The 21,779-nt window shown below is 62.2% G+C and carries 19 protein-coding genes; 13 read left to right on the top strand and 6 right to left on the bottom strand.

Going from position 1 to position 21,779, the window contains the following annotated elements; translation table 11 throughout:
- Nucleotides 1-152: 152 nt before the first annotated feature.
- The gene (locus MOD31_RS05275; protein WP_142938048.1) at nt 153-1,049 is read left to right on the top strand and encodes a rhodanese-related sulfurtransferase; all 897 of its coding nucleotides are present in this window, start codon (nt 153-155) and stop codon (nt 1,047-1,049) included.
- A gap of 8 nt (nt 1,050-1,057) precedes the next feature.
- Here MOD31_RS05275 and MOD31_RS05270 read toward each other — a convergent pair whose 3' ends face one another.
- Both MOD31_RS05270 and MOD31_RS05265 read right to left on the bottom strand, forming a co-directional pair.
- Nucleotides 1,058-1,588: a hypothetical protein gene (locus MOD31_RS05270; protein ID WP_142938049.1), complete on the bottom strand. Its 531-nt coding sequence runs from the start codon at nt 1,586-1,588 to the stop codon at nt 1,058-1,060.
- Nucleotides 1,589-1,653: 65 nt separating this feature from the next.
- Nucleotides 1,654-2,097 (bottom strand): hypothetical protein, encoded by a 444-nt coding sequence (locus MOD31_RS05265; RefSeq protein WP_223940853.1) that lies wholly within the window; start codon nt 2,095-2,097, stop codon nt 1,654-1,656.
- Between the two features lie 152 nt (nt 2,098-2,249).
- On the opposite strand from MOD31_RS05265, the gene MOD31_RS05260 reads away from it, so the two are divergent.
- The 7 genes from MOD31_RS05260 (at nt 2,250) to proC (ending at nt 11,162) form a co-directional block, all read left to right on the top strand.
- Nucleotides 2,250-3,899 (top strand): methyltransferase, encoded by a 1,650-nt coding sequence (locus MOD31_RS05260; protein ID WP_142938051.1) that lies wholly within the window; start codon nt 2,250-2,252, stop codon nt 3,897-3,899.
- Nucleotides 3,896-4,603, top strand: a complete 708-nt coding sequence (locus MOD31_RS05255; protein ID WP_142938052.1) for a helix-turn-helix transcriptional regulator — start codon at nt 3,896-3,898, stop codon at nt 4,601-4,603. Before MOD31_RS05260 ends, MOD31_RS05255 begins: the two co-directional genes overlap by 4 nt.
- A gap of 123 nt (nt 4,604-4,726) precedes the next feature.
- Complete coding sequence (gene topA / locus MOD31_RS05250; RefSeq protein WP_166841834.1) at nt 4,727-7,450, top strand: type I DNA topoisomerase; 2,724 nt, start codon at nt 4,727-4,729, stop codon at nt 7,448-7,450.
- A 66-nt stretch (nt 7,451-7,516) separates the two neighbouring features.
- The gene (locus MOD31_RS05245; protein ID WP_142938054.1) at nt 7,517-7,951 is read left to right on the top strand and encodes an SseB family protein; all 435 of its coding nucleotides are present in this window, start codon (nt 7,517-7,519) and stop codon (nt 7,949-7,951) included.
- Nucleotides 7,952-8,040: 89 nt separating this feature from the next.
- On the top strand, nt 8,041-9,165 hold the full coding sequence (locus tag MOD31_RS05240; RefSeq protein ID WP_166841832.1) for a Ppx/GppA phosphatase family protein: 1,125 nt from the start codon (nt 8,041-8,043) through the stop codon (nt 9,163-9,165).
- 1 nt (nt 9,166) lies between these two features.
- A complete protein-coding gene (locus MOD31_RS05235) occupies nt 9,167-10,000 on the top strand; it encodes a sugar phosphate isomerase/epimerase (RefSeq protein ID WP_166841831.1) in 834 nt (277 codons plus the stop codon).
- 331 nt (nt 10,001-10,331) lie between these two features.
- Complete coding sequence (gene proC / locus MOD31_RS05230) at nt 10,332-11,162, top strand: pyrroline-5-carboxylate reductase (RefSeq protein ID WP_142938057.1); 831 nt, start codon at nt 10,332-10,334, stop codon at nt 11,160-11,162.
- Nucleotides 11,163-11,231: 69 nt separating this feature from the next.
- On the opposite strand, the gene MOD31_RS05225 is transcribed toward proC, so the two are convergent.
- Together MOD31_RS05225 and MOD31_RS05220 are read right to left on the bottom strand one after the other, a co-directional pair.
- A complete protein-coding gene (locus tag MOD31_RS05225; RefSeq protein WP_011775951.1) occupies nt 11,232-11,870 on the bottom strand; it encodes a TrkA family potassium uptake protein in 639 nt (212 codons plus the stop codon).
- A 40-nt stretch (nt 11,871-11,910) separates the two neighbouring features.
- Nucleotides 11,911-13,344, bottom strand: coding sequence for a TrkH family potassium uptake protein (locus tag MOD31_RS05220; RefSeq protein ID WP_142938058.1), 1,434 nt, complete (start codon nt 13,342-13,344; stop codon nt 11,911-11,913).
- A gap of 102 nt (nt 13,345-13,446) precedes the next feature.
- Between MOD31_RS05220 and MOD31_RS05215 the strand changes: the two genes are divergently transcribed.
- From MOD31_RS05215 to gdhA, 3 genes are all read left to right on the top strand, one after another.
- Nucleotides 13,447-14,673, top strand: coding sequence for an acetoin utilization protein AcuC (locus tag MOD31_RS05215; protein ID WP_223940851.1), 1,227 nt, complete (start codon nt 13,447-13,449; stop codon nt 14,671-14,673).
- A gap of 80 nt (nt 14,674-14,753) precedes the next feature.
- Nucleotides 14,754-15,368, top strand: coding sequence for a helix-turn-helix transcriptional regulator (locus MOD31_RS05210; RefSeq protein WP_250820049.1), 615 nt, complete (start codon nt 14,754-14,756; stop codon nt 15,366-15,368).
- A 207-nt stretch (nt 15,369-15,575) separates the two neighbouring features.
- A complete protein-coding gene (gene gdhA, locus MOD31_RS05205) occupies nt 15,576-16,913 on the top strand; it encodes an NADP-specific glutamate dehydrogenase (protein WP_142938061.1) in 1,338 nt (445 codons plus the stop codon).
- An 80-nt stretch (nt 16,914-16,993) separates the two neighbouring features.
- On the opposite strand, the gene MOD31_RS05200 is transcribed toward gdhA, so the two are convergent.
- Complete coding sequence (locus MOD31_RS05200) at nt 16,994-18,325, bottom strand: alpha-hydroxy acid oxidase (RefSeq protein ID WP_284705256.1); 1,332 nt, start codon at nt 18,323-18,325, stop codon at nt 16,994-16,996.
- Between the two features lie 90 nt (nt 18,326-18,415).
- Between MOD31_RS05200 and MOD31_RS05195 the strand changes: the two genes are divergently transcribed.
- Nucleotides 18,416-19,114, top strand: a complete 699-nt coding sequence (locus tag MOD31_RS05195; protein WP_223940849.1) for a FadR/GntR family transcriptional regulator — start codon at nt 18,416-18,418, stop codon at nt 19,112-19,114.
- A gap of 16 nt (nt 19,115-19,130) precedes the next feature.
- Here MOD31_RS05195 and MOD31_RS05190 read toward each other — a convergent pair whose 3' ends face one another.
- Nucleotides 19,131-20,162 (bottom strand): LacI family DNA-binding transcriptional regulator, encoded by a 1,032-nt coding sequence (locus MOD31_RS05190; protein WP_166841818.1) that lies wholly within the window; start codon nt 20,160-20,162, stop codon nt 19,131-19,133.
- 180 nt (nt 20,163-20,342) lie between these two features.
- On the opposite strand from MOD31_RS05190, the gene MOD31_RS05185 reads away from it, so the two are divergent.
- Nucleotides 20,343-21,755, top strand: coding sequence for a Gfo/Idh/MocA family protein (locus tag MOD31_RS05185; protein WP_223940848.1), 1,413 nt, complete (start codon nt 20,343-20,345; stop codon nt 21,753-21,755).
- Nucleotides 21,756-21,779 lie beyond the last annotated feature (24 nt).

Here is a 21,779-nt window from a genome sequence, read left to right as displayed (position 1 = left end):
ATCATGAAGCAACAGAGCCACGTCAGCCCGGGGATGGTTGCTTATGGAATTGTGACTTCCCGACCACGGTCCCTCAGGCAAACCTGCCCGGAACCCTGCTTGGAATCCGGCACGGGAGGCGAGGATTTTACTGCACCAAGTACCCTTTAATAGTGGCTCTGAACCGAATTGTGCTCTTCTATGGCTTTACTCCGATCGCCGACCCCGACGCCGTGCGTCTGTGGCAGCGTGCTCTCTGCGAAAAGCTGGGTCTCACCGGCAGGATCCTGATCTCAAAGGACGGCATCAACGCCACGGTGGGCGGCGAGCTCAACAACATGAAGCAGTATGTGAAGACCACCCGTGAATACAAGGGCTTTCATGGCATCGACTTCAAGTGGTCAGAGGGGGGCGCTGCAGATTTCCCGCGCCTCAGCGTCAAAGTGCGCGATGAGATCGTGTCGTTCGGTGCGCCCGGTGAGCTGAAGGTGGACGCCAACGGCGTGGTGGGCGGCGGAAAGCACCTCCAACCGGAGGAACTGCACGCATTGGTGGATGCCAAGAAGTCCAGTGGCGAAGACGTGGTGTTCTTTGACGGCCGCAACGCGTTCGAAGCCCAAATCGGCAAGTTCAAGGACGCAATCGTCCCGGACGTGGACACCACCCACGATTTCATCAAGGAACTCGATTCGGGCAAGTACGACTCCCTCAAGGACAAGCCCGTTGTCACCTATTGCACGGGCGGTATCCGCTGCGAAGTGCTGTCCAGCCTGATGGTCAACAGGGGCTTCAAAGAGGTGTACCAGCTGGATGGCGGGATTGTCCGCTACGGCGAGACCTTCAAGGATCAAGGCCTGTGGGAGGGCTCTCTGTACGTCTTCGATAAGCGCATGCATGTCGAGTTCAGCGAGGAAGCCAAAACCATTGGTGAATGCGTCCGCTGTGCGGCTCCCACCAACAAGTTTGAGAACTGCTCAAACCTCAGCTGCCGTACTTTGACCCTTTACTGCGCGGAATGTGCCTCCAGCCCGGAAACACTCCGCTGCCCTGGAGGCTGCGAAGCCGCCTGACGGCCGGTTCAGAGGCGGCTCACCCGGTACGCGAAGTTGGAGTCCGATCTGGACCCCACCGTGATGGAGAGTACTGCGTCCTTTTCCAACTGGACTACGCTCACGCGGGCATTGGCGCACCCCAAGGTCAGATCCACCAGCTTGGCCTCGCCCAACGCGACGCTGAAGGTAACGCGGCGTGTTCCGCGGCATGCCAGCGTCACCGCGTACGTTCCGCCAGGCAGCTGCACAGTCTGCTCAGACTTGGACTCGCCGGGGTTGAGGTAGCCGCTGCTTGAGTAGAAGGACTGTCCCTGGGACTCAGGCAAAGCCATTTTGGCCCACTCTTCCAGTGCCTCGCCGGTGACTGTATCCTCCAGCGCGGGGTCGGGCGGAAGAACAACATTGCCGGCAGTGGATGTAGGGCTGGCATCCGGCCTGCCATCCTCGTCAAAGGTGTATTCGCAAGCCGTCAGACTGCTGCTCAGCGCAATAAGGATCACGACGGCGGCCCTCACCGGCCGTTGCGGCATCACCGAGCGAGCTGCCTTGCTGCCCATGGACTGACTTTACGCCCGTACAGCCGCAAGCCAAAGGCCTGCCGGGGGCGGGCATCGGCCAGGTCCTAGGCAGCAGCAGCGACCACGTGGTAGGCGAAGATCAGCGGGGCATCGACGCTACTTGTAGAGATGTTCAAAGTACCGGAAACGGGCATTTTGATCTTCACCACGTCAAGGCTGCCGTTGCAAGCGGCGGCCGCGTCTGCGATCTTGGTGCCGCCAGAGGAAACCGCAAAATAGGCTTTGCCGCCACCATCACACGCCATGGTAAGCGTGTAGCTTCCGGCCGGAACGTTGGGAGATTCCTTGACCAAGGGGTCACGGTTGAGGATTTTGCCGGAGTCCTCCAGCACTACGCCACTCGCCGCGGGGAGGACCTTTTCCTTCCAGGCAGGAACGTCGGCATCTTCGATATTAACCGGTGCCTGGCAGCCGCAGACTCCCAGCAGCGCCGCAGTGGTGATGGCAACAAGGCCCGCGCGGCGCCTTGTGGAGGAGAAGTTGAGCATGAATCCAACGCTACCGGGTTCCTGCAGGGAGCTTTGTCCACCCCTGCCCATTCCGCTTGGCCAGGTTCCCGATTGTCCACATAGGACCCGATTGTCCACATAGGACAGGTTCAGCATCCCAGGGCACGGCACGCCGCCCCTACACTTGCAAGGTGACTGACACAGCTTCCTCCTTTACCTCCGGCAACACTGACGATGCTCCCCGCAGCGACCAACCCCAACTGCTGTCGGCGCTTGCCGCGGACCTTCGTGCACTCTCCTACACAGTGGATGGTGTGGCTGAACTTCTGGGGACCTCCGCCTCTGAAGCACTCGGCAGGGACCAGCTCATCCCTGCTCTGCTGGCCAGCGAGCGGCACATGGACTCTCAGGACCCGGCCCTCCGATCGTCGGCAGTTGTCGTTCGCCTGTGGTTGTTGGCCGTTCCGCAGTCTGTGGCGGACATCGATTCCGCTCTCCCCGGCATCCGCACTCATGGACTTGCGGAACTGGGGCTCGTCACAGTGGATTCAGGGGTGGTCAAGGCCAAAGTGGACCTGCGCCCTTACGGCTGGGACGCCAATGCAGACGGCAGTGGCGGCGCGGAACTCTGGGTTGCCAGCGACCTCGCAGCCCACCAACAGCCGGGAGTGTTGAGGCATGATCATGTCCTGGGGATCGGGCGCGCCTCCACCACGCTGGTGCAGACCACAGTCAGGAAGCACATCAAACGAGCGCTGGACGTGGGCACCGGCTGCGGTATCCAAACGTTCCACTTGCTCCATCACTGCGACCATGTGACGGCCACGGACATTTCCGAGAGGGCACTCGCTTTCACACGCTTTAATCTTCTGTTGAACGCTGCGGAACTGGAGCTGGACCCCGAAAACCTGGAGGGCAGGGTGAGCCTGCGGCATGGGTCGCTTCTGGAACCGGTGGCAGGGGAACAGTTCGGCCTGGTGGTGTCCAATCCGCCCTTCGTCATCACTCCGCGAACGGGTGGTGAATCCTCCTCCGACCAGTTCACCTACCGCGACGGCGGGCTTCCGGGGGACGACATCGTGGCTTCCCTTGTACAGTCCCTGGCGGAGGTCCTGGAGCCCGGCGGCATAGCGCAGATGCTGGGCAACTGGGAGATAACCTCTGGTTCGGACTGGAAGGACCGGCCCCAGGCATGGCTTAGGAACTCAGGTTTGGACGTCTGGTTTATTCAACGGGAACAGGTTGGCCCTGAGCAGTACGCGGAGACGTGGCTTCAGGATGCTTCCCAGAACCGCGAGGACGGGCAATACCAGGACGCGTACGCGGCATATTTGGATGATTTTTCTTCCAGGGACGTTGAGGGAATCGGCTTCGGCATGATCTGGTTGCGTCGCCCGGCGCAAGCGCTCGGGGCCGTCATCAACCGCTTCGAGGAAATCACGTACCCGATCGAACAACCCATCGGTCCCCATCTCGGCGCCGCCGTGGAACGGGCTGACTGGGCTGCTGCACATTCAGTTTCCTTGGCGCACTTGGTGGTTGCCGAGGATGTCACGGAGGAAAGGCACCAACGTCCAGGGGCTGCCCATCCGGGGGTCATCCTGCTCCGGCAAGGGGCAGGGCTTCGGCGGACCAACCTGCTGAGCACCGAACTCGCCGGTTTCGTCTCCGCATGCGACGGCCAATTGTCCGTCCGGCAGATCACTTCGGCCTTGGTATCGCTCCTGGGCGGGGGCGAGGGCTTCGATGAAGAGGCTTTCCGCGAAGGACTCTTCCGCGACGTCACCAACCTGGTGTTGGACGGATTCCTCCTTCCGGACCCGGAGCAGGTGGGCGAATGATCCGGACTACGGCGCGCTCATCAAGTGCCGGACCTCCGGGAAGTGACCCTGACTACACTGATGAAGTGACTGTGAACAACGAAACATCCCAAGCGTCAGGAGACGTTCCTCGACGGAAACGTGCCGAGAAGACGGTTGTGATCACCGATCCCAAGGCCATCCGTGCTTTGGCGCATGCCGCCCGGCTGGAGGTCATCTCTGAGCTGTACGCCACACAGGTCAGCCACACAGCCACCGAACTCGCTGCCAGGACAGGCCTGACGCCCAGTGCAATGAGCTACCACCTCAGGGCTCTCCAAAAGTGGGGCATCGTGGCTCCGGCGGAAAATGCGGGCGACGCCAGGGAACGCCGCTGGAAGGCAGCGGGAACAGACTTCACCATCTCCGGAGGCAGCGTCGCCAGTCCTGAGATAGCCGTCGTGGACCTTGAGCTGGATGCCTTCCGACGCAGGGCTTCTGCATTCGCCAGGGCCCGCGGCGAACGCCGGCAGCGGGGGGAAACCGGGGAAGAACCGGCAGCGGTTGTTCTCTCCAGCAACTTGTTGTATCTGACCAACCCGCAGCGCAGGGAACTTTTGGACAGAATCCGCGCGGTTCTGCGGGAGTACGAACTTGAGGATCCCACTCAGATACCCGAAGGTGCCGAACGTGTGGCAACCTTGTGGTCAATGATCCCGGACGACCGCTTAGCGCCCGGTCAGTAACAGCCCGCCGGACCATCGAATGTCCGTCCTTGTTCCGCACCAGAACGCAGGATTCTGCAAACTATGGTGAACTAGGCCAATATGGGCACCAGCCCAATTACACATTTTTTCTGTAGGAGCACCGTGCCCAGCAAGGCAAAAACCGGCAAGAAACTCGTGATCGTGGAGTCTCCCGCCAAGAGCAAGACCATCGCCAAGTATCTTGGCGAGGGCTTCATCGTCGAGGCTTCGATCGGCCATATCCGGGACCTCCCGCAGCCATCTGACCTCCCTGCCGAACTGAAGAAGACCTCGCTGGGCAAGTTCGCAGTAGACGTCGAAAACGACTTCAAGCCGTACTACGTTGTCTCCCCGGACAAGAAGAAAAAGGTTGCCGAGCTCAAGGCCCAGCTGAAAGACGCTGACGCGCTCTACCTCGCAACCGATGGGGACCGCGAAGGCGAAGCCATCGCGTGGCACCTCCTGGAGGTCCTCAAGCCCAAGGTTCCCGTCTATCGCATGACGTTCGGTGAAATCACCAAGGAAGCCATCCACCGCGCCATGGACAACCTCCGTGACGTCGACACCGCTTTGGTGGATGCCCAGGAGACGCGTCGTATTCTTGACCGCCTCTACGGCTACGAGATCTCCCCCGTGTTGTGGCGCAAGGTGGCCCGCGGGCTCTCGGCTGGCCGTGTGCAGTCCGTGGTGACCCGCATGGTGGTGGACCGCGAACGTGAACGCATGGCCTTCCGCGCAGCGTCCTACTGGGATCTCACGGGCCAGTTCGGTTCGGACTCGGGTTCGTTCAAGGCAAAGCTTGCCGCCGTGGATGGTTCCAAGGTAGCCAGCGGCCGGGACTTCAATGACAACGGGCAGCTGACGTCCTCCAACGTGGTGCACCTCAACCAGGAACTTGCCACCTCTTTGGCTGCCGGACTGGAAAACGCTGATTTCCGTGTCCGCTCCGTAGATACCAAGCCCTACACCCGCCGCCCTGCCGCGCCGTTCACCACCTCCACCCTGCAGCAGGAAGCCGGCCGTAAGCTCCGCTTCTCCTCCAAGAGCACCATGCAGGTTGCCCAGCGCCTGTATGAAAACGGCTACATCACCTATATGCGTACGGACTCATCCGCCTTGAGCGATGAAGCACTCACCGCAGCCCGCCGCCAGGCTTCCGAGCTGTATGGTCCCGAGTACGTTCCCCAGAGCCCCCGCGTTTACGCGAACAAGGCTGCCAACGCCCAGGAAGCTCACGAGGCCATTCGTCCCGCGGGTGACTCGTTCCGTACGCCGGCGCAGGTTGCCAAGCAGCTGAGCGGTGACGAGTTCCGCCTGTACGAGCTCATCTGGAAGCGCACCGTGGCCTCCCAGATGGCTGATGCCAAGGGTTCCACTGCCACCATCCGCCTCGGCGCAGTGGCCGCTGACGGCCGCGACGCCGAATTCTCGGCTTCCGGTACGGTCATCACCTTCCCGGGCTTCCTTGCAGCCTATGAAGAGGGCAAGGACGAGAGCCGCGGGGACGATGATTCCGACGAAGCCCGTCGCCTGCCGAACGTTTCCAAGGATGATTCCCTTACGGCTTCGGAGATCGTGGCTGTCGGCCACGAAACGTCCCCGCCTCCGCGTTACACGGAAGCATCGCTGACCGCTGAGTTGGAAAAGCGTGGCATCGGCCGCCCGTCCACCTACGCGTCCACCATTTCCACCATCCAGGACCGTGGCTACGTCCGTAAGCAGGGCTCCGCTTTGGTTCCCAGCTGGATCGCGTTCTCTGTGATCCGCTTGCTGGAACAGCACTTCACGGATTATGTGGACTACGAGTTCACCGCAGACATGGAAGGGGATCTGGATAAGATCGCCAACGGCCAGGCTGTGGGCGCTGCCTGGCTCAAGCACTTCTACTACGGTGAAGATGCAGACCCCGGCCTGCTGAGCATCGTCAACAACCTTGGCGAAATCGATGCGCGCGAGATCAATTCCGTGCCGATCGCCGAGGGCATCACGCTGCGTGTGGGCAAATTCGGCCCGTACTTGGAAAGCTCCATCCCCACCCTTGATGCGAAGACCGGCGAAGTGGTTGAGTCCGCGCGGGCCAACGTCCCCGAAGAACTCGCTCCGGACGAACTCACGGCCGACAAAGCCAAAGAGCTCATGGAGACGGCGGCCCCCGAGGAACGGGTTCTGGGAACGGACCCGCACACCGGCCACACCATCGTTGCCAAGAACGGCCGCTATGGCGCGTACGTCACTGAGATCATCCCGGAGATGACCGAGGAACAACTAGCCAACCAACCGGTGGAGTATTACAAGAACGGCAAGCCCAAGCCTCCCAAGAAGCCGGTGAAAGCCAAGCCGCGTACGGGTTCCCTGTTCAAGTCCATGACCGTGGATACGGTCACCTTGGATGAAGCGCTTGCCCTGATGAGCCTGCCCCGGGTCCTCGGTGAGGACGCGGACGGCAACCCCATCACGGTGCAGAATGGCAGATTCGGTCCGTACCTGAAGAAGGGCACGGACTCCCGCTCCATAGGTTCGGAAGAGGAGATCTTCACGATCACCCTGGAACAGGCCCTGGAGATCTACTCGCAGCCCAAGCAGCGTGGCGCCCGCGCGGCCGTCCCGCCGCTGGCTGAGTTTGGTCCGGACCCCGTGTCCGAGAAGAACATTGTGGTGAAGGAAGGCCGTTTCGGCCCTTACATCACTGACGGCGTCACCAACATCACCGTCCCGCGCTCAACCTCACTTGAGGAGTTGACTCGGGAACAAGCCGTTGAGCTGTTGGCGGAAAAGCGTGCCAAGGGACCGGTCAAGCGGACCACCACCCGCAAGGCGCCGGCCAAGAGGGCAACAGCCAAAAAGTAGCTTGAATGACGGCCGGGGCAGCACTCACGAATTGCGTCCCGGCCGGCATCGTGGTCGAGTAGAACCATGACTGAACAGACCGTTTCACCGGATAGTGAACCCTTGAACGACCTCGAGGCCAAGCTGGCCTCGGCCGAACAGCCGGACGCTAACCCGGTGGACGTCATCCTCGCTTTCCTGAACAACGAGGTTTACCTCGTCAGCTCGGAAGCTGTGGACGGCCCGGACTCATCGGTGGAGCCCTTGGTGCTCTCGAACGCCGACGGCCAGCCTGTTTTGGCCGTCTTCAGCCACCCGAGCCGCGTCGATGACCGCTTCCTCGAGGCAGCCCCGCACGTTCTGGGCACCATGGGCTCTGCCATCCTGGGCAACATCGGGGACGAACTGGGCATGGTCATCAACCCCGGGAGCGAATTCGGCTTCGAAATCGATCCCGAGGGCATTGCCAACATTCGCCGCGACTTCAAGCGCGCCGACGAAGCCGGGGAGCCCGCCGAATAGGGCCCGCCCAAGCTGTCGGGAACCAATCGACCGGCGAAACGTCTTGGCTAAGTTGCTTCGCAGGCTTCGAATCGGTGAATAATGGCAGAATGCGTCTTGGCGTTCTCGACATCGGGTCCAACACCGTCCACCTACTGCTGGTGGACGCTCACCCTGGCGCGCGTCCGGTAGCTTTCGCTTCCCACAAGCGCCCGCTTTCTCTGGTGCAGTACCTCGACGGTGACGGCAACATCAACGACGCCGGACAGCACGAGCTCATTGAATTCGTCCTGGAGGCCTGGGAGTTCGCGGCCAGGCATAAGGCCGAGGACCTCCTTGCGTTCTGTACCTCGGCCATTCGGGAAGCAACCAATGGCCCCGAGGTTCTGGCCCTGGTCAAGCACGAAACCACGGTGACCCTCCAGGAACTTACGGGCAGCGAAGAAGCCTCCATGACGTTCTTCGCCGTACGCCGTTGGTACGGATGGGGCGCAGGTCCCATTCTTGACCTGGACATCGGGGGCGGCTCGTTCGAAATGGCGTATGGAACGGACGAACTTCCTGAGCACGCCACGTCAGTTCCCCTTGGTGCCAGCCGTTTGACGCGGGACTGGCTCCACGACGATCCGCCTACTGCCAAGAGCGTCAAGGAACTGCGCCGGTATATCCGGTCCACGTTGAAGCCCGTGGTCCGGGACTTCCACGAGCTGGGCCGGGCCAACTTGGTGGCTGGCACGTCCAAAACGTTCCGGTCGTTGGCGCGCATCGCCGGTGCAGCCCCCAGCGGGGCAGGACCGTACGTTAAGCGCGAACTCCACGCAGCAGATCTGGGACTGTGGGCGCAACGGATTTCGGCCATGACAGTGGAGGACCGGTTGTACCTTCCCGGCGTTTCCGACGCCCGTGCCCGCCAATTACTGGCGGGAGCCTTGGTGGCTGAAGCGGCGCTGGAACTCTTCGAATTCCCCAAGATGGAAATTTGCCCCTGGGCCCTCCGCGAGGGCCTGATCCTGCGCCGCCTGGACCAGTTGGTCTTTGAGGAAGCATTGGACCCGGCGCCGCACGTGGGGAAGCGTAAGAAGGATAAGTCAAAGAAGAAGGCAGCAAAGGAAGCCGGCAAGGCTCCTGAAAAAGATGAAGAACCCCACCCGGGGTTCAAAGAATTCCCGGTCCCTGTCAACACACCGTCCCCAACACCGGTCCCAGCCCCTGTGGCAGGCGGGCTGGCCTCCTGAGATGAGCAACGACGTCGAACCTGAAGTGAATGCCCGCCAAATCCCCGTGGCGCTGTCCAGCGCGTCCGTGTATCCCCTGAGCGTCCATGACGCCTTCGCCGTGGCGCAGGATCTGGGCTACGAGGGCGTTGAGGTGATGGTCACCAACAATGCGGTGAGCCAGAACCCCGATGCCCTGATCCAGCTGAGCCACCGGTACCACCAGGAGATCGTCTCCATCCACGCGCCTACTTTGCTGTTGACGCAGCAGGTTTGGGGCACGGCGTGGAACAAGATCGAAAAGTCCTGCCAAATGGCCGCGGATGTCGGCTGCGACACCGTGGTGGTTCACCCGCCGTTCCGGTGGCAGTCCAATTACGCGGAGAACTTCGTAGAAGGCGTGCGTGAAATCGCTGCGAGGTACCGCGTTCGGATCGCCGTGGAGAACATGTACCCGTGGCGGGTCCGTGGGCGTGAGGCGGTGGCCTACCTACCGCACTGGGACCCGTTGGGCCAGGATTACGACGACGTCACGTGGGACTTCTCGCACGCTGCCACTGCCGGGGCCAACAGTTTGGAAGCCATCAAAGCGCTCGGGAACAAGCTCCGGCACGTCCATCTCACCGATGGCTCGGGTTCGGGCAAGGACGAGCATCTGGTGCCTGGCACTGGAACGCAACAATGCGCCGATGCCTTGCAGCACCTGGCCGCCACCGGTTTTGACGGCGTAGTAGTAGCGGAGATTTCCACCCGCAAGGCCAAGGTTGCGGGGGAACGTGAGGAAATGCTGGCTGAAACGTTGCGTTTCGCCCGGCAGCACCTCAGCGTGCCGTCGCTGCGCAGCGTAGACAACTAGCCGGCGTCGAAGCGCTTGTTCGCCTGTCCCGCCGTTCATTGGTGTGCCAGGCGAACAAGCGTGGGTTTTGTGCCGCCCGCGCTCGTTAAAGCCGCCCGCGCTCGTTAAAAGCGAAAGCACCGGCGGTCGAATCGGGAAATGGGGGAAAACCCGCCCGGCCACCGGTGCTGCTGGCGGACATCCCCATGCCCGCCTTCATCACTCGCACCCTCAATGAGGTAACTACTAAGTTACGGACCAAGCATGAGTGCTGCCTGCAATAACCTTGGGAGCAAGCTGGGAATCCGGCATTCGTTAGACCCCGTCCACGGCCAACTGCAATGATGGAGCCATGAGCAACCGAATCGCATTCCTTGGCTGTGGATCCATGAACGAGGCAATTCTAGGAGGCCTTGTCGCCGCCGGGACGGACCCTTCGGACATCGTCGCTACCGTGCGCCGTGCAGAACGCGCCGATGAATTGGCCCAGCGCCACGGGGTCATGGCCATTGCAGGCGAGGAAGAGCCGGACAACAACAAGCTGGCCACCAAGGGCTCGGGCATGGTCATCCTGGGCGTCAAGCCGGTGGGCATCCTTGACCTGGCCCGGGAGATCGGCCCCGCGCTGGCGAAGGACACGATCGTTGTCAGCGTCGCGGCTGCCGTCTCCATCGAACAGCTTGAAGCGGCATTGCCGGATGGGCAGCCGGTGATCCGCACCATGCCCAACACCCCCGCACGGCTGGGTCGTGGGGTCATCTCCGTCTCCCCAGGTACCCATTGCACATCTGAGCAGCTCGAAAGGGCCAAGACGGCGTTCGCCGGGGCGGGAACAGTGGTGGAGATTCCTGAAGAGCAAGTGGATGCGCTCTCTGCTATCAGCGGCTCCGGGCCGGCCTACGCTTTCTATCTGGCTGAGGCCATGGCTGCTGCCGGCGTCGAACTTGGCCTGGACCAGGAACTGTCCGTGATGCTCGCCCGCGAAACGGTGGCAGGCGCGGGTTTCATGTTGGCTGAGCCGGGAGCGGACCCCACACAGCTGAGGGTCGCCGTCACCAGCCCCAACGGCACCACCGAGCGCGCCATTGCGGCCTTCGACGACGGCGGCATCCCCAAGATCATCGCTGACGGTGCACGCGCGGCAGCGGCCCGTGCAGCTGAAATCACCAAGCAGCTCGGCTGATTTTTTGTACAGCTAACGCCCCTAAAAGAGCGTCTAAAGGGCGTTAGCTGTACAAAAACTCCAGCTGGATTATGGCCGCGCCGCGAAGCGCTCCAGCAAGTCCACGTGTCCGGACACGATCAACATGTCGTGGCCGGACACCTTGGTTTCCGGGCGGGCGTAGGTGAAGTCCTCGCCCGGAGTTTTTACACCTACGATCGTCACGCCGTACTTCGAGCGGACTTTGGATTCTTCCAAGGTGAAGCCCACGGTCTCCTTGGGCGGGTACATCTTGACGATTGCGTAGTCGTCGTCAAACTCGATGAAGTCCAGCATGCGGCCGGACACCAGGTGTGCTGCACGGACACCGGCGTCGGCCTCCGGGTAGATCACGTGGTTGGCGCCGATCCGGGTGAGGATCTTGCCGTGCGAGGGCGTGATGGCCTTGACCCACAGGTGTTGAATGCCCAGGTCCACCAAGTTCACGGTGATGAGCACCGAGGACTCGATGGACGTACCAACACCCACCACCGCCGAACTGAATTCCTGGGCGCCCAACTGGCGCAGCGCATCGATGTTGGTGGCGTCGGCTTCCACCACGTGAGTGAGGACAGGGGCCCACTTCTGGACGAGGGTGCGGTCACGCTCAATAGCCAGGACTTCACGGCCTTGCTTGACCAGTTGCTCTGCGGTGGCGGAGCCGAAACGGCCGAGGCCAATGACCAGCACTGGTGAGTTGTGGGCGGGGCGGTTTGCTGCCCCTGTGCTACTAGCCAATGATTGGCCTCTCTTCCGGGTAGTGGTACAGCTGGCTGCGTTGGCGAAGGGCCAACCCGGCCGCCAGGGTTACGGTGCCTACGCGTCCTGCGAACATGAGGGCGGTCAGGACATAAACGCCCGACGGCGGCAGCTCGGCACTGAGGTTAGTGCTCAGTCCCACGGTGGCGAAGGCGGAAATGGATTCGAAGAGCACCCTGTCCAGGGAGGCGCCGCTGATGGAGAGCAACAGGAAAGCGGCAACTGAGACCAGGGTGGCTCCGGCCACGATTACGGAGATCGCCACGCGCATAGTTCCTTGGGGAATGGTGCGTCCGTAGACCTTGACGTCGGCGTCGCCGCGCGCTTCAGCCATGATGGCCAGGAACATCACCGCGATGGTTGTCACCTTGATGCCGCCTGCGGTGGACGCGGATCCGCCACCGGCAAACATGAGGGCATCGGTGAGGAGCATGGTGGTGGACTCCATGTGGTTTTGATCCACCAGGTTGAAGCCACCGGAACGGGTCATCACGGAGGCGAACAAGGAATGGATCACTTTGTCGCCCATGCTCATATGGCCGATGGTCCGTACGTTGTCCCACTCCATCAACGCCCACAGGACCGTGCCTGCCGCGAGCAGGATGAAGGAGACCTGGATGGTGAGCTTGGTGTGGAGGTTCCACTTCTTCCAGTTGAGCCCGTTCTGCTGCAGCACCATCACCACGGGGAAGCCAAGGCTGCCGAGGAAGACGCCCAGCATCAGCGGAATGAGGATCCAAAGATCTGTCTCGTAAGGGACGATGCCATCGGAGTGCGGCGTGAATCCAGCGTTGTTGAACGCGGAAATCGAGTAAAAAACGCCGTGCCACACCGATTGCCAGAAGCTCTCGCCAAGCACCATGAAGCGGGGGATCAGCACGATGGCCAGAACGGCCTCAATCACCACTGACGTTACGATGACGATCCGGAGCAGGGTACCCACCTCGCCGAGCCTGCCCGCGTTGTTCATGGCTTCCTGTGCGATGAGCTTGCCGCGCACGCCCAGCCGTTTGCTGACCATGAGGGCAAGCAGGGAGGCCAGCGTCAAGGTGCCGAGGCCACCAACGAAGATGCCGATCAGGATGACCAGCTGACCGAAGAAGGTCCAGTGAGTGGCGGTTGAAACTACAGTGAGCCCGGTGACGCAGACAGCGGAAACCGCCGTGAACATGGACTGGTGCAGGGGCGTGACCGTGCCGGCCGCTGAAGCGGCGGGCAAGGACAACAACCCGGTGAAAACCAGGATCACCACGGCAAAGACGGTCAACGCCAAACGCGCGGGCGAGGTGTTGGCAATGTTGTCTACGAAGTCGCGCACGCGCGTGAAGATCCAGAGACCTTCCCGCTCCTGCTGGTTGGGTTGCCAGTTGGTCGGGCTCGTGGACCGCGACTGGCTTTGAGACATGGCGCTCTTCCTCGGTTGAACAAGCTTTCCTGAGTAGTAAACCACTATTCCCGCGGCGTAACCGGGCGGAAGGGTACTCCGGGCTCAGGTAGCCTGTTCTGGATGAACTCAAGGCTTGGAACAACAGCTTCCAGCATTACGCGCTCCGCACTGCCAACGACGGTGGTGTGGGATGCAGCCATGACTGCCTACAACTTTGGTCCGGGTCATCCCATGGCGCCGCAGCGGCTTGAGCTGACAGCGCGGCTCGCCGAATCACTGGGCCTGTTCAACCACAACCATGTGGCCGTTCAGGCACCCAAGGTGGCCACCGACGTCGAACTTTTTTCCGTCCATAGCCGCGAATATGTGGAGGCTGTACGCCGGGTCAGTGCTGATCCCCTCGCTCCTGAGGAGGAGCGCGGACTGGGAACGGAGGACGATCCCGCGTTCGCCGGCATGCACGAGGCCAGTGCCCGCCTCGCGGGCGGTTCACTGGTAGCGGCTGAGGCCATCCTTAGCGGCCAGGCCGTGCGCGCTGTGAACTTCAGCGGCGGAATGCACCACGCAGCGCGCGAGCGGGCCAGTGGCTTTTGTGTTTACAACGACGTCGCGCTGGCCATCCAACGGCTGCTCGACGGCGGCGTGCAACGGGTGGTGAGCATCGACGTCGACGCCCACCACGGCGACGGCACGCAGAGCATTTTCTGGAACGACCCCCGCGTGATGACCATCAGCCTGCACGAAACCGGGCTCACCCTTTTCCCGGGAACCGGCTTTGCCAATGAAACCGGAGGCCCAAATGCCCCTGGGACAGCGGTCAACGTGGCACTTCCCGCCTTCACCGGCGACGCTGCCTGGCTCCGGGCTTTCCATGCGGTGGTGCCACAGCTTGTTGGGGCGTTCCAACCAGAAGTCATCGTCAGCCAGCACGGCTGCGATTCCCACCGGGACGACCCCCTGACGCACCTCAACCTCAGCGTTGATGGGCAGCGTGAGGCGGCCTCCGCCGTCGCCGGCCTCGCCGCCCGCTATTGCGACAACCGCTGGATCGCTACCGGCGGAGGCGGCTACGACGTCACCGGCGTTGTGCCCCGATCCTGGAGCCATCTGATCGGCATGGTGACCCAACGGCCGGTGCCCCTGAAAACACCCGTGCCGGAAGCGTGGCGGAATTACGTGAAGGAAACGTACGGCGTGTGGGCTCCGGAGTCGATGGGCGATGACGTGGACGTCTGGTGGCGCTCCTGGGAAGTTGGTTACGATCCCGCGGATGAGGTTGACCGGACCGTTATTGCCACGCGCAAGGAGATCTTCCCCCTCTACGGCCTGGATCCCTGGTTCGACTAAGAGTTCCCCCGGCATCGGGGTGCCTGTAGCGCCACGAAACAGGGATGCCAATTGGCGTATATGTCGCTAGGGTGTAAGGCATGGTGACTGACGACGTATTTGCCGTCATAGCTGAGGCAACCAGGCGCGATATCCTGGTCTCCCTCCGCTCTGGGGATAAAGCTGTAGGCGAATTGGTGGAAGAACTGGCTGCGAGCCAGCCCACCATTTCCAAGCATTTGAAAGTGCTCCGTGAGGCAGATCTCGTCAGCATGCGCGCGCAGGGCCAGAAGCGTTTCTATGCCCTGAATCCCAAGCCGCTGGCCGGCGTCGCCAGCTGGCTGGAAACGTTCGACGTCGGCACCCCGGCGCCCGCAGTCGTCGCACCTTCTGAGGTGCCTGCCGTAGCAGTGCCGGCCGCAGCAGTGCCGGCCGTAGCGGTGCCGGCCTCTGAGCCTTCCGCCGAGCCGGCAGCCGCTGAGCCTTCAGCCGTTGGTGCCCCCGCTCCGGAGGTCCCGGCTACCCGCGCGGACGCCGTAGGCCAGGCTGTGAAGGTCCACGCGAGCGGAACCCCGGTCTCCTTGGATCCGGCCTCGGACGATACTGTGCCCCAACAGATTGGCCGCACCGTCGGCCGTGCTGCCACTAAGGCCGCTGATCTTTTGGCGAATCTTCCGAACTTGCCCAACCTTCCCAAGTTCGGCCGTAAGCGATAGTCGTACCCGACTTAACGTGATCCTTATCACATTGTGAGTTTTTGTTAATCTCTTGTTTCCTTGAGTTTTCAACGATTTTCTACAGTTGTGTTAACTCCGCGATCCGGGTCACATTGCCTCCGGGTGGAGATCCCACCTCCCTCGGTGCAACCATGAGCGGGACTGATCGTCTCGCCGCTGGCCGGCCCACTGAGGATAGGAAGACGCATGGATTCAAGGCTCGAAGCTGTCCGCGACACTGTGTTGGCGCGGAACCCGGGGGAGAAGGAATTCCACCAGGCCGTCACTGAGGTCTTTGAAAGCCTCGGCCCTGTGCACGATCGTCACCCTGAGTTCCTTGAAGGTGCCGTTCTGGAACGCCTGTGCGAACCGGAGCGCCAGATCATCTTCCGTGTGCCCTGGACCGATGATGCCGGCCGCGTCCACGTAAACCGCGGGTTCCGTGTGGAGTTCAACTCCGCCCTCGGCCCGTACAAGGGTGGGCTCCGGTTCCATCCCTCGGTGTACCTGGGAATTGTGAAGTTCCTCGGCTTCGAGCAGATTTTCAAGAACGCGCTCACCGGCATGCCCATCGGCGGTGGCAAGGGTGGCTCGGACTTCGATCCCCGCGGGCGTTCCGACGCTGAGATCATGCGGTTCTGCCAGTCCTTCATGACCGAGCTGTACCGTCACATCGGCGAGTACACCGACGTCCCGGCCGGCGATATCGGTGTGGGTGGGCGCGAAATCGGCTACCTCTTCGGCCAGTACAAGCGCATCACCAACCGCTATGAATCCGGCGTCCTCACGGGCAAAGGCATCTCATGGGGCGGTTCCCTGGTGCGTCCCGAAGCCACCGGCTACGGTACGGTGATTTTCGCCCAGGAGATGCTCAAAACCCGTGGACAGTCCTTCGACGGACAGCGCGTTGTGGTGTCTGGCTCGGGCAATGTGGCCATCCATGCAATCGCCAAGGCGCAATCCCTTGGTGCCAATGTGGTGGCGTGTTCGGACTCCGCTGGCTACATCGTGGACGAAGCCGGGATCGACGTCGCGCTTCTAAGCCAGATCAAGGAAGTGGAGCGTGGTCGCCTCACGGACTACGCCGCACGCCGGCCGGGCGCCAGTCATGTTGCCGGTGGTTCTGTGTGGGACGTGAACGGCACCGTGGCCTTGCCCTGCGCAACGCAGAACGAACTCGACGGCGACGCTGCGGCCAAGTTGGTGAGCAACGGACTGATCGCCGTGGCTGAGGGTGCCAACATGCCGTCCACACGTTCTGCCGTCTCCGTGTTCCAAGACGCCGGGATCCTGTTCGGTCCGGGCAAGGCAGCCAATGCCGGTGGTGTGGCTACATCTGCCTTGGAAATGCAGCAGAATGCCAGCCGTGACTCCTGGTCCTTTGAGCACACGGAGCAGCGGCTCACGGAGATCATGGTGGGCATCCATGATCGCTGCGCCCAAACCGCGGACGAATACGGTGCGCCCGGAAACTATGTGGTGGGCGCCAACATCGGTGGCTTCGTCAAGGTAGCCGACGCGATGCTCGCCCAAGGTCTGATCTAACACTTTTACCCAACTGAATAGCAGCAGAGCGCGTTTTGAGCCCTCAAAACGCGCTCTGCTGCTACTTACATGGGTGACGGTCAGCGCTGGAGTAGCCGCACGTGGTCCGGGTTCAGGTCCGCCACCTTGCTGACGCCCAGCAGCGCCATGGTGCGGGTCATGTCCTTCTCTAGGATCTGGATGGTGCGGTCCACGCCCTCACGTCCACCGGCCATCAGGCCGTAGAGGTAGGCGCGGCCGATCAGTGCGAAGTCGGCGCCCAGGGCCAGGGCTGCCACAATGTCTGCTCCGCTCATGATGCCCGTATCCAGCATGACCGCGGCCTTGCTGTTGTCCGCCTTCAGGGCTGCGGTAACGTCCGGGAGCAGGTGGAACGGAATGGGGGCGCGGTCCAGTTGGCGTCCGCCGTGGTTGGACAGGATGATGCCGTCGGCACCGTGATCCACAACCTTGCGGGCGTCCTCCACGGTCTGAATGCCCTTGACCACCAGCTTGCCCTTCCACGTTTCGCGGAGCCAGTCCAGGTCCTCGTAGGTCAGGGTGGGGTCGAACATGGAGTTGATGAGGTCAGCAACGGTGCCCGTGTACCGGGAGAGCGAGGCGAATGTCAGTGGCTCGTGGGTGAGGAAGTTGAACCACCAGGCCGGGCGGTACGAGGCGTCCAGCACGGTCTTGATGGTCAGTGCCGGCGGGATGGTCATGCCGTTGCGGACATCGCGGAGACGGGCGCCGGCAACGGCGGTGTCCACGGTGACCATGAGGGTGTCATTGCCGGCCTTGGCGGCGCGCTCGATTAGTTCCAGGGAACGGGCGCGGTCCGTCCACAGGTACAACTGGAACCAGTTCCGGCCGTTGGGGGCAGCGGTGGCCACGTCTTCAATGGACGCCGTGCCCATGGTGGACAGGGTGTACGGAATTCCGGCGGCTTCTGCTGCCTGGGAGCCTGCATATTCGCCTTCGGACTGCATCATGCGCGTGAACCCCGTGGGTGCGATGCCGAACGGAAGGCGTGATTCTTTGCCCAGGATGTCCGTACGGAGATCAATCTTCGAGACGTCGCGGAGGATGCCGGGCCGGAACTCTATGTCCTGGAACGCCTGGCGTGCACGGCGGAGAGTGATTTCTTCTTCGGCAGCACCGTCGGTGTAATCGAAAGGCGCCTGCGGGGTGCGGCGCTTGGCGATCTCGCGCAGTTCCCAGATGGTGCTGGCACGCTTCAGGCGGGCGGTCTTGCTGAATTCGGGCTTCTTGAACTGCATCAGCGGCGCCAGATCGGAGACCTTGGGAACGCGGCGCTTCAGTGCCGGTGGAAGCGCGACGGCGGGTCGCGGCTGTGCGGGACGGGTCACGGTTTCGTCGCTACCGGCATTGGCTGGCGCAGCCGTGATCTTGGGGTCGAGGGTGTCGGTCATGCGGTTCTCCCTTGAATTCTGTGGTCCTACCACTGTGGTCTAACCACACTGTAATCCATGTGGTTGGACCACATCAACTAGTATTCCGGTATGCGTACCCACGAGTTGGTCCTGCAATGGATCGAGAAGCAGCTGTCTGACGGAGACCTCGCCCTGGGGGGACGGCTGCCGGGTGAGCGCGCCATGGCCGAACAACTGCAGGTTTCCCGGACCTCGGTGCGAGAGGCTGTCAGGATCCTTGAGGCAATGGGCGTGGTCCGTGCCGGTGTGGGGTCGGGTAAGGACGCCGGCACGGTGGTGATCGCCGAGCCGGGGTCGGCTCTGGGGTCCACGCTAAGGCTTCATGTTGCTACGCGCCATCTCCCGGTAGCGGACATTGTGGAGACCCGCGTCCTGCTTGAATCCTGGGCTGCGGAACGGGCTAAGGTGGGCGTGCCGGAGCTGGAGGAAGCGGCTGCGCTCCTGGATGAGATGGATACGGCGCCTGACATCGACACTTTCCTGGCCCTTGATGCCCGGTTCCATGTGGCCTTGGCCCAGGCCGCGGGAAACTCGGTGGTCAGCGCGATGATGGCCTCGCTCCGGGGTGCGATCGAGAACTATGCAAGTGAGCTGACGGGACACCTCCCGGACTGGGAAACAACCTGCGCAAGGCTTCGCTCCGAACACCGTGCCATCCTCGCCGCCGTGAACATTCACGACGGCGGCAAGGCGGCTGAGCTTGTTGCAGCGCACATCCAGGGCTTCTACAAAGAGGCGGGAGTGGGCTCCAACCCATCGCCGAAGTAGAGTGCCCCGCGTTGTTTTAGGAGGCGGGCGTGAGTGCGGGCGCCGCGGTGCTCTTGCGGATCTCCACCCGGGGTGAGAACTCATCCTGCGCCTGGGTGGCAGTTTCGCCCGCCTGTTGTATCTGTTCGCGCATCCTCCGCCAGGCCAGGCTTCCGAGCTCGTTGATGGGCACAGCTGCCGTGGTCAACGGGGGCGTGGTGTATTTGGCGAACGGGATGTCATCGAAGCCGGTCACGGAAATGTCCTCCGGAACGCGGACGCCGCGCTCGTGCAAGCCGCTGAGCAGGCCCATGGCCACCAGGTCATTGAAGGCCAGGATTCCGGTGGCGCCGCTGGCGATGATGGCCTCGGTGGATTCGTGGCCGGAGTCGAAGTTGGAGCCACCATAGAGCATCTGCAGCTCGATTTCCGGGTGTTCTGTCCGGAATTGGTCCAGGCCAACAAGGCGCTGGCGGTTGGATGCGCTGTGCTCCGGGCCGGAGAGGAACACCAGGCGGCGGTGCCCGAGTGATACCAGGTGGTGGGCCAGTTCCTGGATGCCTTGCCCGTAATCCACGCTCAGGCTCGGCGTGTTGGTGGCAATGGTGGTGCGGTTGATCAGCACCAGTGGGTGCAGGGTGGGCGCTAGTTCTTCCAGCTCCGCATCGCTCATGCGGGGGGCGCAGAGCACTACGCCATCGCAGCGGCGTCGGGCCTCGCCGGCAAGGATGGCTTCTTCGCTGGTAACTTCCGAGGAATCAGCAATGAGGACGCGGTACCCGTCCTGGGCCGCGGCGATGCTGAGTCCACGGAGGATTGCCTGGAACGTGGGGTTGGCCAGGTCCGGAACTACGATCCCAATGGTGTCAGTTTTTCCGAGGGCCAGGCTGCGCCCCACCGGATTGGGCTGGTACTTCAATTCAACAGCGGCGGCCCTGACCCGTGCGGCAATGCCGGGGTCCACGGCGGCGTTACCGTTCATGACGCGTGACACGGTGGCGTGCGAGACGCCCGCCTTCTCTGCGACATCGGCAATGCCAACGCGCCTGTTGGTGTTCCTGCGTGCCATGTGGCCCCTTCCCATTGGTCGCCTCCCGCATGCTCCGTCGTTGGAGCAGTGGTTGACGTGACCACCAGAGTCTTGATACAAAGCTTATAACGCTCTGAGAAAACGCTTTCTCATGATTCTTCCCATACGAAGCCGGGCCGTCAAGCGGTTCACTCCTGCCTTTTGAAAGGGGCATTCAATATGGTCAACGTCGACTCAGCTGAGACCCAGACCGCATCTGCCGCACCCGCAGCCCAGACTGAAGGCCCCCACCGAACCCGGATAGCGCTCATTGGCACCGGTGGCCGCTCAGAGATGTACATCCGGGCCATCTACGGGCAGCACTCGGACGTCGCTGAACTTATTGCGCTTTCCGATGTCAACCAAGGCCGGGTGGACTTCTACCAGGACCTCATCAAGGAACTGGGCGGAACGGAGCCGGTGGCATCCTTCGAACCTGGCCAACTCACCAGCTTCATCCGGGCAAACGGCATTGAGCGGGTGATCGTCACTACGCCCGACTACACCCACGCGGACTACATCGTGGAGGCACTTGAGGCGGGTGCCGACGTCGTGGTGGAAAAGCCGCTCACCATCGACGTTGAGGGCTGCCGCCGGATCACCGACGCAGTGGCCAAGACGGGCCGCAACGTGGTGGTCACGTTCAACTACCGCTACTCGCCGCGCAACAGTGCGTTGAAAGAAGTTATCCAGAACGGCGTGATCGGGAAGGTAACGTCCGTCGACTTCAGCTGGGTGCTGGATACCGTGCACGGCGCTGACTACTTCCGCCGCTGGCACCGCGAGAAGAAGAACTCCGGCGGCCTGCTCATTCACAAGGCTTCGCACCACTTCGACCTGGTCAATTGGTGGATCAACGATGTTCCGGAGCGCGTCTTTGCCTCCGGTGGCCTGCGCTTCTACGGCGACAAGAATGCAGCCGAACGTGGCCTGGGAGCCCGTCCGGAGCGCGGCACCGTTGATGGCCTTGAGCACGATCCATTCCGCCTGGACATGCGCGACGACGAGCGCCTGAAGGCCCTGTACTACGACAACGAAAAGTTTGACGGCTACATCCGTGACCAGGACGTTTTCACCGAGGGCATCACTATCGAGGACAACCTCGCCCTGGTGGTTGACTACCAGGGCGGCCCGACGCTGAGCTACTCCCTGAACGCCCACAGCCCGTGGGAAGGTTACCGCGTCACCGTCAACGGCACCGAAGGCCGGGCTGAGCTCGAAGTGGTGGAACGTGCCGCCGTCGAATCCAGCACCGATAAAAAGACCGTGGTGGACCCCAGCGCCACACCCATCGAAGAAGAAGACGCAGTGCGCCGAAACGGTGAACGCCTGGTGGTCCAGCGCCACTGGGAAGCTGCGTACGAAGTTCCGATCATCAACGGCGAGGGTGGCCATGGTGGCGGCGACAATCTGCTGCTCTCGGACCTCTTCAACGGTCCCGGCATTGACCCGCTGGGCCGCCCGTCCGGCTACATCGATGGGCTCCGGTCCGTGTCGGTGGGCATCGCGGGCAACAAGTCACTGGACACCGATCTTCCCGTCCGCATCAGCGAACTTGGCCTCGGCGCCGACCTCAGCCGCGGCCAGGACTGACCAGCCAACAGAAACCAGGAAACG

Source organism: Paenarthrobacter sp. TYUT067 (assembly GCF_023656375.1).
In the GTDB taxonomy this organism is placed as follows: Bacteria; Actinomycetota; Actinomycetes; order Actinomycetales; family Micrococcaceae; genus Arthrobacter.
The sequence above is the reverse complement of the archived record's forward strand: the minus strand, read 5'-3'. Positions and strand labels throughout refer to the sequence as shown.